The sequence below is a fragment of the Rufibacter sp. JT3400010 genome, assembly GCF_054956755.1.
In genome coordinates, this window is sequence record NZ_JBUDXA010000031.1 from 25,032 (window position 1) to 40,560 (window position 15,529).

Annotated in this window: 8 protein-coding genes; all 8 read left to right on the forward strand. The window is 53.2% G+C overall.

The window, feature by feature from the left end:
* The first annotated feature begins 75 nt into the window (after positions 1–75).
* Entirely contained in the window at positions 76–1,539 is a 1,464-nt protein-coding gene (locus ACY0JR_RS19950; RefSeq protein WP_462635930.1) for an aldehyde dehydrogenase (NADP(+)), read from the forward strand.
* 6 nt (positions 1,540–1,545) lie between these two features.
* Entirely contained in the window at positions 1,546–2,547 is a 1,002-nt protein-coding gene (locus tag ACY0JR_RS19955) for a 4-hydroxyproline epimerase (RefSeq protein WP_462635931.1), read from the forward strand.
* A gap of 1 nt (position 2,548) precedes the next feature.
* The gene (locus ACY0JR_RS19960) at positions 2,549–3,796 is read left to right on the forward strand and encodes an NAD(P)/FAD-dependent oxidoreductase (protein ID WP_462635932.1); all 1,248 of its coding nucleotides are present in this window, start codon (positions 2,549–2,551) and stop codon (positions 3,794–3,796) included.
* Between the two features lie 85 nt (positions 3,797–3,881).
* Positions 3,882–5,654, forward strand: coding sequence for a DUF885 family protein (locus ACY0JR_RS19965; protein WP_462635933.1), 1,773 nt, complete (start codon positions 3,882–3,884; stop codon positions 5,652–5,654).
* Positions 5,655–5,815: 161 nt separating this feature from the next.
* Complete coding sequence (locus ACY0JR_RS19970) at positions 5,816–8,032, forward strand: S9 family peptidase (protein ID WP_462635934.1); 2,217 nt, start codon at positions 5,816–5,818, stop codon at positions 8,030–8,032.
* A 110-nt stretch (positions 8,033–8,142) separates the two neighbouring features.
* The gene (locus ACY0JR_RS19975; protein WP_462635935.1) at positions 8,143–10,125 is read left to right on the forward strand and encodes a glycoside hydrolase family 97 protein; all 1,983 of its coding nucleotides are present in this window, start codon (positions 8,143–8,145) and stop codon (positions 10,123–10,125) included.
* A 342-nt stretch (positions 10,126–10,467) separates the two neighbouring features.
* Positions 10,468–13,659 (forward strand): beta-galactosidase, LacZ type, encoded by a 3,192-nt coding sequence (gene lacZ, locus ACY0JR_RS19980; protein WP_462635936.1) that lies wholly within the window; start codon positions 10,468–10,470, stop codon positions 13,657–13,659.
* A gap of 174 nt (positions 13,660–13,833) precedes the next feature.
* Entirely contained in the window at positions 13,834–15,219 is a 1,386-nt protein-coding gene (locus ACY0JR_RS19985; RefSeq protein ID WP_462635937.1) for an aminopeptidase P family protein, read from the forward strand.
* Positions 15,220–15,529: the final 310 nt, after the last annotated feature.

Consider the following 15,529-nt stretch of genomic DNA (forward strand, 5'->3'; position numbering starts at 1 on the left):
TAGGTATTATAGGGCCATCTTGTTAGCTGTCCAAGACCTATAATGGTCAGGACCAATTAAAACGGAGGTAAAATAATGCCCAATACGTCGTTAGACCAGGTACTTCAAACCGCAGAGAACACCTTTCATTCTTATAAAAAAGCATCCGCTAAGACCAAAGCTAATTTCCTGAGAGCAATTGCTACTGAGATAGAAGCACTAGGCGAGGAACTGTTGCAGGTGGCCAGCCAGGAATCCAATCTGCCCTTGGCGCGATTGACTGGAGAACGGGGCCGGACCACAAACCAACTCAAGTCTTTCGCTGATCTTCTGGAGAGGGGTGATTGGCTGGAAGCCACCATTGACCCCGCCTTGCCCGACAGAAAACCCCTGCCCAGAGCCGATTTACGCCGTATGCTGTTCCCTTTGGGGCCGGTAGTGGTGTTTGGTGCCAGCAATTTTCCATTAGCCTTCTCTACCGCTGGCGGAGACTCTGCCTCGGCGTTAGCGGCTGGTTGCCCGGTGGTGTACAAAGAGCATCCGGGTCATCCTAAAACCTCGCAGATGGTGTTTGGGGCTATTCAGAAAGCCCTTGAGTCAAGCGGCTTGCCGGCTGGTGTATTTCAGCACGTCAGCGGCGGTATTGAGGTAGGGCAGGAGCTGGTGAAGCATCCTAAAACCAAGGCGGTGGCATTCACAGGTTCTTACAAAGGCGGCAAAGCCATCTTTGACATGGCCAGCCAGCGGGAGCAACCTATTCCGGTGTATGCCGAGATGGGAAGCATCAACCCCATTTTAGTGCTACCCGAAAAAGCGGAATCAGAAACAGCCGCTTTAGCGGAACAGGCGGCTGCCTCTGTATTGCAGGGCGTAGGGCAGTTCTGCACCTGTCCTGGTCTGGTGTTTTACCCCCAGTCCTCAACCACAGAAGCCTTTTTGGATCTCCTTTCCCAAAAACTAAGCGAATCTACCGGCGATAAAATGCTGCATGAAGGCATCTCCAAGAATTACTATCAAGGCTTAACCCGCCTTTTGGCAGAAAGCGGAGTAGAGACCCTGGTAACCGCCGAGGAAGATGTATTGACCGGCAACGCTGCCCTGGCCAGAACTACTGTAAACGAGTGGCTGAAAAACACGGCCTTGCAGGAAGAGGTGTTCGGTCCGTTTACCTTGGTGGTGACCTACAAAGACTTGCAGGAATTAGAGCAAGCGGCAGAAGTGCTGCAAGGCCAATTGACCTGTACCATCTGGGGAACGAACAATGAACTTGCTTCCGCTGGAAACCTGGTAGACACCGTGCGCGAGAAATGCGGCCGACTGTTGTTCGCCGGCGTGCCGACAGGCGTGGAGGTAAGCCCCGCCATGACCCACGGCGGACCGTTCCCGGCTACCTCAGACAGCCGCAGCACCTCGGTGGGGACCAACGCCATCAAGCGGTTTGCTAGGCCCATTACCTTCCAATCGGCACCGCAGGAACTCCTGCCCAATGAATTAAAAGATCAGAACCCCCTTTCCATCTGGCGTACCGTGGATGGACAACTCACCAAAGACAGCATTTAACCCCTTATGGCAAGAAAAACCTTTTTCTGTATTGATGCCCATACCTGCGGAAACCCGGTACGCCTGGTAGCTGGCGGCGGACCTGTTTTACAAGGCGCCAACATGAGCGAAAAGCGCCAGCACTTCTTACAAGAATTTGACTACATCCGGAAAGGCCTCATGTTTGAACCCCGCGGCCATGATATGATGTCGGGGAGCATTCTGTACCCGCCGCATGATTCGGAGAATGATGTAGCGGTTTTGTACATTGAGACCAGTGGTTGCCTGCCCATGTGCGGACACGGCACCATCGGTACTGTGACCATTGCCATTGAAGAAGGCCTGATCACGCCTAAAACGCCCGGCGAATTGCGCCTGGAAGCTCCGGCCGGCCTGGTGAAAATTCAATACAAACAGGAAGGAAAAAAGGTAAAATCCGTAAAATTGACCAACGTGGCCTCCTACCTGGCCGCCGAGGGTCTGACGGTGGAATGTCCGGACCTAGGCGAACTGACCATTGATGTGGCCTACGGCGGAAACTTCTACGGCATCATTGATCCGCAGGAGAATTTCCCGGGCCTGCAGGAGTTTACCGCCGATAAGCTGATTGCTTGGAGCCGCGTTATCCGGGAGCGGATGAACGAAAAGTACAGCTTCGTGCATCCGGAGAATCCCACCATCAAAGGCATGTCGCACGTGCTCTGGACCGGCGATACCTTGCAACCCACCTCCACGGCCCGTAACGCGGTTTTCTACGGCGACAAAGCCATTGACCGGTCGCCCTGCGGCACCGGAACCTCGGCGCGCATGGCCCAGTGGTACGCTAAAGGCAAGTTGAAACCCGGCGATGTGTTTGTGCATGAAAGCTACATCGGATCTATTTTCAACGGCACCATTGAAGGCGAAACTACGGTCGCCGGCAAACCAGCCATTCTGCCCGGCATTGAAGGCTGGGCTATTGTTACAGGGCTCAACACCATCTTCTTTGATGATGAAGACCCTTATGTCCACGGATTCCAAGTGATTTAATATGAGTAGAGTTACCATTGTGGGGGGCGGCATCATCGGCCTTTTTACAGCATATTACTTAGTAGAAGAAGGCTTCGAGGTCACCATCCTGGACAAAGGAGACATGGCCAACAGTTGCTCCATTGGGAACGCCGGCATGATCGTGCCCAGCCACATCGTGCCGCTGGCCTCGCCGGGCATCATTGCGAAAGGCATGAAGTGGATGCTCTCCTCAACCAGCCCGTTTTACATCCATCCCCGGTTGGATTATCGCTTAGCGCAGTGGTGCCTGCTGTTCTACAAAGCGGCCACTAAAAAGCACGTGGAATACAGCATTCCGTACCTGAAAAACCTGAGTCTCTACAGCCGAAGCCTGTACGGGGAATTCGCCGGGCAGCATAACTCGCCGGAAGTAGGCTTCCAGGAAAAAGGACTCTTGATGCTGTTTAAAACCGAGGAAGCCGCCCATGAAGAAGTAGAATTTGCGCACCTGGCCCGCAAACACGGTCTGGAAACCGACATCTTGTCTCCGGACGAAGTGCGACAAATGGAGCCGTACGCCGGAATGGACGTGTGCGGTGGGGTCTTTTTCCCCGGAGATGCGCACCTGAACCCGGCGCAGCTGCATGCTTACTTAATCAGGCACCTGGAGAAAAAAGGCGTGAAGATCGTGCGCCACGCCGAGGTACTGGACTTTGCCACCTCGGGCCGTTCCGTCACTTCTGTGATCACCGACAAAGGCGAGTTTGCCTCTGACCAGGTGATCATCGCGGCTGGTAACTGGGCTGGCGAGGTAGCCCGTAAACTCAAGATCAACATGCCCATGCTGGGCGGCAAAGGCTACAGTTTCCTCACGAAGAATTCTCCTGCCATCCAGCGGCCCGCCATCCTTACCGAGGCTCGGGTAGCGGTGACGCCGTTTGGGGATCAGATCCGGTTTGGCGGCACCATGGAAATCACCAATGACAACACCAGCATCAACCTGAATCGGGTGAGAGGGATTCACAACTCCATCTCCAAGTACTACGGCGGTTTTCAAGCCGATTTTCCAGAAAAAGACAAAATCTGGAGCGGGTTGCGTCCGTGCTCGCCGGATGGGTTGCCCTACATTGGCGCTACCAGCCGCTGGAACAATGTGCTGTTCGGTACCGGCCACAGCATGATGGGCCTCAGCCTGGCCCCGGCTACCGGCAAGTTGCTCACCGAAGAACTCATGAACCGGAAATCATCGGTGGCCATAGACGCCTTCTCGCCGGACCGGTACAGTTAACATCTTAGCAGGTTCCTCTCTCCCAGGGAGAGGGGAACCTCCGTTACCCTGTTCACCTAAGATCCTTAAGCCCTTTCTGAAAACCATGACCCACCGTTGCCCCCGTTTCCTGAAGCTTTCTTTTTTACCCCTTGCCTTTACTTTCCTCAGTTCTGGTACCATCCATGCCCAGAGCTCTAATGCTTTGTATGAGCAGACAAGCGAGGTGAACAACCTGCTGGTAAAATTGAAAGCCGATGAAGGGAGTCTGCGGCGGTTCTATTTCATGGAGAACTCACCTGAGTTTACGGCCCGTTTTCAGAAATTATACCAGGAATACCAGCAGCAGCTGAACACCCTAAATTACGATCAGTTAAACACCGGCAGCAGAGTAGATTATCTGCTCACCAAACGGAACCTGGCCGAGGAATTGCGCCTGCTGGACGTGGCCGCCCAAGAGTACAGCCAGATCAGCAAATGGGTGCCGTTCGCCGAAAAGATCTACGCCCTGGAGAAACCGCGCCGCCGCGGCCTAAACGTGGACGGCCAGAAAATTGCCGCCGAGCTGAACCTGATTGAGAAAAGCCTAACCATTTCTAAAACTGCTTTGGAGGCTGAACCGCGGTTAGACCGGGACCTGTCCTACCGCTTGCAAGGTGTCACGCTGGACTTGAAAGATGCCCTAAAAAGTGTCTACACGTTCTACTATGACTACGAGCCCAGCTTCTCTTGGTGGACCAAAGAACCCTACAAGAAAGTAGACACCCTGCTCACCCAGTACGCGGCCTTGGCCGAGAAAAAAGGCAAGATTCCCGCCAAAGGCCAGAAGATAGACCAGAGCGGCATCGTGGGCAACCCTATTGGCAAAGACGAGTTGATCCGTCAGCTTCAGTATGAGATGATCCCCTACACCCCCGAGGAACTGATTGACATCGCCAATAAGGAATTCGCTTGGTGCGATCAGGAAATGCTCAAAGCCTCGCAGGAGATGGGGTTTGGGAAAGACTGGCACGCTGCTTTGGAAAAAGTCAAGAATCTGTACGTACCCGCGGGTAAACAGCCCGAAGCCATGCTGGATTTGTACAACCAGTCGGTGGCGTTCCTGAAAGAGAAGGATTTGATCACCATTCCGCCCGTAGCCGAGGAGACTTGGCGCATGCTAATGATGAGCCCCGAGCGGCAACTGGTGAACCCCTTTTTCCTGGGCGGCGAGACGTTCATCATCTCCTATCCCACCAGCACCATGGCCCATGAAGACAAACTCATGAGCATGCGCGGCAACAACCCGCACTTCTCCCGCGCCACCGTGCACCATGAGCTTATCGCCGGTCACCACTTACAGGGTTTCATGAACAACCGCTACAAAGCCTACAGAGACTTCAACACGCCCTTCTGGACCGAAGGTTGGTCGCTCTACTGGGAGATGCTGCTTTGGGACCAGAAGTTTCCCCGCTCTGCCGAGGACCGCGTTGGCATGCTTTTCTGGCGGATGCACCGCTGCGCCCGCATCATCTTCTCCCTGAATTATCACCTGGGAAAATGGACCCCGCAGGAGTGCATTGACTTCCTGGTGGACCGCGTAGGCCACGAACGCGCCAATGCCGAAGGCGAGGTGCGCCGCTCCTTTGAGGGCCGGTACAGTCCCTTGTACCAGCTGGCCTACATGATCGGTGGGCTGCAATTCTACGCTCTGCACAAAGAACTGGTGCAGAGCGGCAAAATGACAAACAAGCAGTTTCATGATGCCGTTATCCAGGAAAACAACATGCCAGTGGAGATGGTCCGCGCCATCCTGCTCAACCAGCAACTACCCAAAGATTTTGTTTCTAACTGGCGCTTCTACGGCAATGCCAACGGAAAATCCGCTTCCAGAAAATAAGTACGTTGGAATAGGTATGTCCTATGGTGCGGCATCCTTTTCAACCTTTGATTTAAGCCCATTTATTGGAAAGTAGGCCAAAACAAGGTTTGTCCTAAACAAGCACTTGGAGGCTCTTTTAAAAAATACGATACTGCAGTTGAATCCTCTTCAATAAATCTATGCATAACAGGCCACGCCACTCTTCCAGAAAACCACTTTTCCTCTTACTTCTTCTACTGCTGGCTTTGGGCCTTCCGGGTTTCGCGCAGCAGCGGGGCGGCGTGTTTTGGCTTAAATCTGGGAATACCTATGTGGTGCCGGAGGAGGGGAGCATAACCGCCTATACTTTGCCAGGTAAAACCAAACAGGTGCTGGTGGAGAAGGGCCAGTTAGTGCCCGCCGGGAAAACCGAGCCTTTGAGGGTGCGCAGTTTCGCTTTCTCAGACGATGAACAGAAAGTGCTGTTGTTTACCAATACCCAAAAAGTATGGCGCTATCACACCCGCGGCGATTACTGGGTCTATGACCGACAAACAAAGAAGTTGCAGCAGCTCGGCGCCGGGCGGCCGGTCTCCTCGCTGATGTTCGCCAAGTTCTCGCCAGACGGCAAGCAGGTGGCGTACGTGAGCGAGAACAATATTTATGCAGAGGACATCGCCTCGCAACAGGTAAAACAGCTCACCACTGACGGCACCCGCAAACGCATCAACGGTACGTTTGACTGGGTCTATGAAGAGGAGTTCGCCTGCCGCGATGGTTTCCGCTGGAGCCCTGATAGCAAGAAGATCGCGTTCTGGCAGATAGATGCCTCAGACGTGAAAGATTACTTCATGTTCAACCTCACCGATGGCGTTTACTCCAAGGTATTGCCGGTGGAATATCCGGCGGCTGGGGAAGCCCCTTCGCCCTACAAAATTGGCGTGATAGACGTGGCCGCCGGCGCTACCAAATGGATGGACGTGCCCGGTGATCCCCGCCAGAATTACGTGCCCCGCATGGAGTGGGCTGCCAATGCCAACGAGATCATCTTGCAGCAACTGAACCGCAAGCAGAACGAGAGCAAATTGTTCCTCTGCAACGCTACTACCGGCAAAGCCACCAACATCCACTCGGAAAAAGACCAAGCCTGGATTGATGTGATTTCCACCTGGGACAGCAATTACAACAATGGCGGCTGGGACTGGCTGAACAACGGCAAAGAGTTCCTGTGGGCGAGCGAGAAAGACGGCTGGCGTCACTTGTACCGCGTAAGCCGCGACGGTAAAAAGGAATCCCTAATCACCAAAGGCGCTTATGATGTCATGTCCATCGTGAACGTGAACGAGCCGGAAGGCTACGTGTATGTGATGGCCTCGCCGGAGAATGCCACCCAGAAATACCTGTACCGCGTGAAGCTGAACGGCAAAGGCAAACTGGAACGGCTTTCCCCAGCCTCGCAACCTGGTACGCACCAGTACACCGTGTCACCCAACGCCAAGTTTGCCTTCCACAGTTTTTCCAGCCATTACACCAGACCCGCCTCAGAATCCATCTCCCTGCCCGACCATAAAGCCCTGGGTGGCACCAGTGCGGTAGAACAGGCCCTGGCCCAATCCAATAAAGCCAATTCACCGGTGGAGTTCTTCAAGGTAAAAACTTCCGAAGGCGTGGAAATGGATGCCTGGATGGTGAAGCCTACCAACTTCGATCCGAAGAAGAAATACCCGGTGGTGTTCCAGGTCTACACCGAGCCCGCAGGCCAAACGGTGCTGGACAGCTATGGCACCGGCAGGAACAACCTTTATCAAGGCAACATGGCGGATGATGGCTACGTGTACGTGTCCGTGGACAACCGGGGCACGCCCGGTCCGAAGGGCCGTGACTGGCGCAAAAGCATCTACCGCAAAGTGGGCCAACTCAACATCAAAGACCAGGCGATGGCTGCGCAGGAGATTCTGAAGCAACCTTTCCTTGATACTTCCCGGGTGGCAGTGTGGGGCTGGAGCGGCGGCGGCTCGGCCACGCTCAACCTGCTGTTCCAATACCCGCAGATTTACAAAACCGGCATCTCCGTGGCGGCAGTGGGCAACCAGCTTACCTATGACAACATTTACCAGGAGCGCTACATGGGGCTGCCGCAGGAAAACCTTGAAGATTTCGTGAACGGATCGCCCATCACCCACGCCAAAAACCTGAAAGGCAACCTGCTCTACATCCACGGCACCGGCGATGATAACGTGCACTATAACAACGCCGAGCAGCTCATCAACGAGTTGATCAAGCACAACAAGCAGTTTCAGATGATGCCGTATCCCAATAGGTCGCACAGCATTTCAGAGGGCGAAGGCACCTCTGAACACCTGGCCACTTTGTTTACCAATTACCTGAGGCAATATTGTCCGCCGGGCGGAAAATAAGCATTCATCCTGCTGTCCTACATTGGACCAGATACATTTTTAAGCTGATTTTCTGAAATCAGCTTAAAAATGTATCTGGTCAATTCTTTAGTAAAACAAAATAAAATTTCATGCAACGAAACCTCCTCGGGAAAATTCTGACCCTACTGCTGTGTCTCTGGTTCACCTGCACAGCCGCTTTCGCGAAAGACTATTTGCTTACCTCTCCCGATAAGAACATCCAGATAAAAGTAAGCGTCACGGATGTGATCAAGTGGTCGGTGGCCCGGAAAGGGGAGACCGTGTTGTTGCCGAGTCCGTTGAGCATGACCCTGATTTCAGGGGAGAAGTTGGGCATTAACCCGAAGGTGCAGAAGGACAGCAGGAAATCAGTAAAGGAATCCATTACGGCGGTAGTGCCGGTGAAGAACCGCTTGATCCCCGATGTCTACAACGAGCTGAAACTGCAGTGCAAAGGCGGCTACTTGGTGCATTTCCGGGCTTATAACGATGGTGCCGCGTACCGGTTTGAAACCAACCTCCCCACTAAGGAAATCGAGGTACAGCACGAAACCGCCGATTTCCAGATGGGTGGCAACTACCAAGTGTACTGGCCTCAGGAAAAAGACCCAGAGTTTCAGTCGCATTACGAGGCTACTTTCAAAGACACCACGCTAGCCTCCATCAGCAGCCAGCAGTACGGGTACTTGCCCCTGATGTTTACCTCTGCGAAGGGCACCAAAGTGCTCCTGACCGAATCTGATTTGTACGATTATCCTAACTTGTTTCTGTTCGGAACAGGCGGCCAACGGCTCACGTCAGCCTTTCCCAAAGTGATTCTGGAGTCTCAACTGAAACCCAGAAGTGACCGCAGCGAGCAGATCACCCGCAAAGCCGGGTACATCGCCCGCACCTCCGGCAAAAGAATGTTTCCGTGGCGTACGCTCATCGTCACTGATGACAAAGGCCTGCTAGAAACGGAACTGGTGTACAAACTGGCCACTCCCAACGTGCTGCAGCAGACCGCTTGGATCAAGCCTGGGAAAGTCGCTTGGGACTGGTACAACTATAACAACATTTACGGCGTGGATTTCAGGGTCGGCGTGAACACCGATACCTACAAATACTACATCGACTTCGCGGCCCAATACGGCTTGGAGTACATCATTCTGGACGAGGGCTGGTCGGCGGCCACCACCAACCTGATGGCGCCCAACAAAGACCTGGACCTGGAGGCGCTCATGCAGTACGCCAACAGCAAGAAGGTGGGCGTGATCTTGTGGGCCCTTTGGAACACCCTGGACAAAGACATTGACGGGATTCTGGACCAGTTTGTGAAATGGGGTGTGAAAGGGGTGAAGGTAGATTTCATGGCGCGCGGTGATCAGTACATGGTCAATTACTATGAGCGCGTAGCCAAAGCCGCTGCCCAGCGCCAACTGCTGGTGGATTTGCACGGCGCCTACAAACCCGTAGGGCTGAACCGGAAGTACCCCAACGTGCTGAGTTACGAGGGTGTGAAAGGGCTGGAGAACAACAAATGGAGCGACATCATCACCCCCACGCACAATGTCACGCTGCCCTTCACCCGCATGGTGGCTGGACCCATGGATTTCACGCCCGGCGCCATGGTGAATACCACCAAGGTGGGCTTCAAAGACGTGTTTAACCAACCCATGAGCCAGGGCACGCGGGCGCACCAGGTGGCCATGTACGTGATTTACGAAAGTCCGCTGCAGATGCTCGCCGACAGCCCCACCAACTACCTCAAGGACCCGGAGTGCACCAGGTTCATCAGCCAGATTCCCACCACCTGGGACAAAACTGTGGCGCTTGCTGGGAAGTCCGGGGAGTATGTGGCCATGGCACGGAAAAACGGTAAGAACTGGTACATCGGCGGCATGACCAACTGGGATGCCCGGGACCTGAGTCTTCCGCTCGTGTTCCTGGACGGAAAGACGTATCAGATGGAAATCCTCCGCGACGGCATCAACGCCGATCGTCATCCGCAGGACTACAAAATCGAAACCAAAACAGTAAAAGCTGGGGAGACGATCCAGGTGAAAATGAGCGGTGGTGGCGGCTGGGCCGCTATCCTCCGGCCGGTGGAATAACCTTCCCCGTTTTAGGGCTGATTTTTCAAAAGTTGGCTTAACCTAGGTATTGGTGCAAATTAAATAACACCTCTTGATTACACCTCTTGTCATCTTGGAAAGATCTTGTGGGCGAACTTGTGAAGCTATGTTTAGACGCTACTATCGCTTGCCACTAAGATCCTTTCAAAATGACAAAGAGAAGAGGAGGTCTGCTTATTTTAATCCATTTACTTGATAAAAACGGATGGAGTAGATTACATCCGAAACTACATTCTACTAACAAATAATTTCTGCCAGTTTTAGACTTTCTTTTGGTAAAACAGCCTTAAAGCTCAAGCTGGCATCATTCGATTAAACATCATGATTTTTTCTTCTCATCCTGCTTCCCCTTCGCTACTTTCTCTTTTCAAAAGAATAGCTCCTTTGTTGTTCCTAATTACCGGTATAGCGGCGCGGGCGCAGGCTCCTATGTGGCTGGACGAACGCCGGAACGAGGAGCACCGAATGCCTATGCACAGTTCGTATGAAGTGTATGAGACTGAGGCAGCCTTGCAGAAAGCGGACTGGAAAACATCTGCCAATTACCTGAACTTAAACGGCGACTGGAAATTCAAATGGGTGGAGAACCCCGCAGATCTGCCCGCTCGCTTTGAAGCGACAGATTTCAACGACAGCCAATGGAAAACCTTCCAGGTACCGGGAAACTGGGAGGTAAATGGCTATGGCTTCCCTATTTATTCCAGCGCCGGATTTGAGTTTACGTACCTAATGCGTCCCAATCCGCCGGTGGTGCCCATGCAGGAAAACCCCACGGCTGTGTACCGCCGCGAGATCACCTTGCCCCAGAACTGGAAAGGCAAGCAGGTGGTGCTGCACATCGGGGCGGCCAAATCAAACCTGGCGGTATGGGTGAACGGCACTTACGTAGGTTACGGCGAAGACAGCAAACTTCCCTCTGATTTTGATGTCACCTCTCACCTAAAACCCGGCAAGAACCTGATTGTCCTCAAACTTATGCGCTGGTGTGATGGTACCTACCTGGAAGATCAGGACATGTGGCGCCTCAGCGGCATCACCCGCGACTGTTACCTGTTGGCCCGCAACCCGGTGCACCTGTATGATGTGGAACTAACCCCTGATCTGGATGATGCCTATAAGAACGCTTCTTTGCGCGTAAAGCTTAAACTAAACCAGAAACCCACTCAGCCCATCTCCGCTGACTTTCAGCTGTTAGAGGGAAAGAAACTCATCAAGCAACAACAGATCACTTTTACCTCAGACTCCGCCGTTTTCAATCTGGCAGTGACCGCTCCCAAATTGTGGTCCGCTGAGACCCCGAATCTGTACCACGCCATCATCCGGCTGAAAGACGAGAAAGGCACTGTCACCGAGATCATTCCGCAGCGGGTGGGCTTTAGAGAGGTGGAAATCAAAGGCGGAAAGCTGCTGGTCAACGGCAAGCCAGTGCTGGTGAAAGGCGTGAATCGCCACGAAACCGATCCTAAAACGGGGCAAACTATTTCCAAAGAAGCCATGCTGCGCGACATTAAACTCATGAAGCAGTTCAACATTAACGCCGTGCGCACCAGCCATTACCCCAACGATGAGTATTGGTACGAGCTCTGCGATACCTACGGCCTGTACGTGGTAGACGAGGCCAACATTGAATCGCACGGCATGGGCTATGACATCACCAAAACCGTGGCCAACAAACCCTCCTGGGAAGACGCGCACCTGATGCGGGTACAACGCATGATGGAGCGGGACAAAAACCATCCGTCTATTATTGTCTGGAGTATGGGAAACGAGGCCGGAAACGGGTACAACTTCTACCGGTCTTACCTCTGGATGAAAGCCCGTGATGCTTCCCGTCCGGTCCAATATGAGCGCGCCGTAGCGGATTACAGGACCTTTACCTGGGAGTGGAACTCAGACGCGATTGTGCCCATGTACCCCACCCCCGAGGGGATGGCAGCCTACGCCAAGGCTAACCCCGTGCCAGAGCGGCCCTTCATCATGTGTGAGTACGCCCACGCCATGGGCAACTCCCTAGGCAATTTCACCGATTACTGGAAGCTAATTAGAGAGAACAAGCACGCATTTCAAGGAGGTTTTATCTGGGATTTCGTGGACCAAGCCTTTCAGGAGGTGAACGCCGCCGGCGACACCATTTACACCTATGGCGGTGACTACGGTCCAAAGGACCGAGGAGTACCCTCAGATAAGAACTTCCTTTGCAACGGGATTTTTTACGCCAACCGGGAACCGTATCCGCATGCCTGGGAAATGAAGAAAGTGTACCAGGACATCCACTCTTCGTTGGTGAACCCCACCACCATTGCGGTGTACAACGAGAAGCTGTTCACCCAGCTGGAGAACGTAAAGCTGGAATGGGAACTAGTGGTGGACGGCGTCAAAAAGAAATCGGGCGAAATCGCTAATCTGAAAGTAGGCCCGCAGAAAACCGCTCAGGTGAAAGTGCCCGTTAAACTTCCCAACTCTGGCGAGGTTTTCCTGAATCTAACCTACAAACTCAAGAACGCCGAGCCATTGGTACCTGCCGGCCATATCATTGCCACAGAGCAGTTGACCTTGCGCAAGAGCAGCCCGCAACAACTGACCTTGAAAGGACAAGCAGCCGTGCAAGTGAAAGAATCGGCCAATACCCTTACCATTCCGCTCGCATCTGGTTCTATCAGCTTTGACAAGAAAACCGGTTGGTTAAGTCAGTACGTGGTGGAGGGTGTGAATTACCTAGAGGCTGGTACTGCCCTGAAAAACAACTTCTGGCGGGCGCCCAATGACAATGACTTCGGGGCCGGGCTGCAAACGAAGCTGAAGGTCTGGAAAAACGCTTCGCAGCAGGCTCAACTGCAGAAACTTACGTCCTCAGAAAAGGACAAGGTGGTAACGGTGGAGGCCGTGTACACCCTTCCGGAAGGGTCAGGCCAGCTATCGGTGCAGTACCAATTGAACAATGCCGGCGAGATGCTGGTACGGCAGCACCTGCAAGCTGATACTTCCAAAAATGTTGTGATGCTGCCCCGTTTCGGGATGCAGTGGATTCTGCCGGCCGGTTTCAACGCTGTGGAATTCTACGGCCGGGGTCCGCACGAGAACTACCAGGACCGGAATTTCAGCGCGCATTTGGGTGTGTACAAGCAAACCGTAGCGGAGCAGTATTTCCCCTATGTGCGTCCGCAGGAGACCGGAAACAAAACCGACATCCGTTGGTACAAAGTCACAAATAACGCCGGAAACGGTTTGCTGGTGACCTCAGACCAGCCCCTCAGCATGAGTGCCCTGCATTACTTCGACCAGGATTTGGATGATGGAGATGAGAAACAGCAACGGCACGCCGGGGAGTTGAAGCCCAGACCCCAAACCCAGCTAAATATAGATCTCGCCCAAATGGGCGTTGGTGGGGTAGACAGCTGGCGTTCCTGGCCCTTGGAGAAGTACCGCCTGCCGTACGCCTCCTATGAAATGCAGTTCATGATAAAGCCCATCTCGGGATCTGCCCAGCCGCAGGCTCAGTTTAAAAGTAAATAGCATTAGAGGTCGTTTTAGAGGTGTTTTTTGTAAAATTGCCCTTAAACGACTCCGCATCAACGGCCTGCAGCGGCAGCGGGGTTCAACAGGAATTTAAAGAACCAGGGTGTTCCCAATCCTACCAATCGGAAGCGCTTTTCGGTGAGGTTCGGGCATCTGACATGAGATATAAGTATGTTCAACAAAGAAACGTATGTAAGCCGGAGAGAACGGCTGAAAAAGCAAGTAGGAAGTGGGGTGATTGTGTTGCTGGGCAACGAGCAGAGCAGCATGAACTACAAAGACAATTGGTATCCTTTCCGGCAGGACAGTACCTTCCTATACTTCTTCGGGATTGATCGTGCCGGATTAGTAGCGGTGCTGGATGTAGAAGCGGATGCTGAAATCATGTTCGGGGATGAGCTAACGCCGGATGATATTGTCTGGATGGGTCCGCAGAAATCCATCCGGGAGCAAGCCAGCGAAGTAGGGGTTTTCGCGACCAATCCGCTGTCTTCCCTGGAATCCTTTTTCCCGGAAGCTTTGGCGAAAAAGCGCGAAATCCACTTTCTGCCGCCTTACCGGCCGGAGAACCTATTGAAACTAAGTGCCTGGCTGCAAACCTCACCGGCTTCTATTAAGTCCATGGTATCGGTGCCGTTGATCAAAGCCATCGTGGCCCAGCGGTCCATCAAAACTCCGGAAGAGGTGGTGGAAATTGAGAAAGGCATCAACACCACCGGCGAGATGCTGAAAACGGCCGCCCTTCTGGCCCGGGCCGGAATGACCGAGGCCGAGCTGGCGGGCCAACTGCAGGCCATCGCTATCAGGGACGGCGGGAACCTGGCTTTCCCCACCATCTTGACGGTGAATGGCCAGATTCTGCACAACCATTACAGCCCTACCCAACTGCAGGAAGGGCAATTGGTACTGGTAGACTGCGGCGCGGCCTCGGCCATGCATTACTCCGGCGACATGACCCGTACTTTCCCCGTGAACCAAACCTTTTCGGCCCTGCAAAAGGAAATGTTCCAAGTGGTGCTGACGGCCTACGAGCAAGCCGTTGCCATGCTGAAACCCGGCGTGCAATACAAAGACGTGCACCTGCAGGCCTGTGCCTCGCTCGTAGACGGACTCAAACAATTCGGCCTCATGAAAGGCGATACACAGGAAGCCGTGGCGCAAGGGGCCCACGCGTTGTTTTTTCCCTGCGGCTTGGGCCACATGCTGGGCCTGGATACCCATGACATGGAAGACTTGGGAGAGGAATATGTAGGCTACGCCGAGAACCAGAAAAAAAGTACCCAATTCGGGTTAAAGTCTCTGCGACTGGCCCGCGCCTTGGAGCCCGGCTTCGTTTTGACGGTGGAACCCGGCCTTTACTTTAACCCTGATCTGATCGATCTGTGGGCGGCGGAGAAGATGCACGCTGACTTCATCAACTATGACAAGGTCGCAGGCTACAAAGATTTCGGCGGTATCAGGATTGAAGAGGACTTTCTCATCACCTCGGAGGGAAGCAGGCTCTTGGGAAATCCTGTTCCAAGAAATATGGAAGAATTCAGGAGTTCTGCGGGTTGAGAGCAATTTCAGTTACCGGAACATCTACATAGATATAAAAACGGCCACTTACATACGCGTAAGTGGCCGTTTTGCTTTTCAGCTTTTTGCTCAGTTGTGTTTTCAAGGTGTTTTTAGGAAAGTAGGCAAAAAACCGTTGATAGGTATTTGACAGAGATTGATGTTAACTCTATGTTAATATGGTGGAAGCATCGGCTAATATCCGGTCAGGGGAAGTGGTTTAGGAAAACTATATTTGGTTGTATAAAAGGTGTCTTCTTGACACGCATTTTCACTGGCAGACCAGTGCTGGTTTTCCATTCTTCCCCCA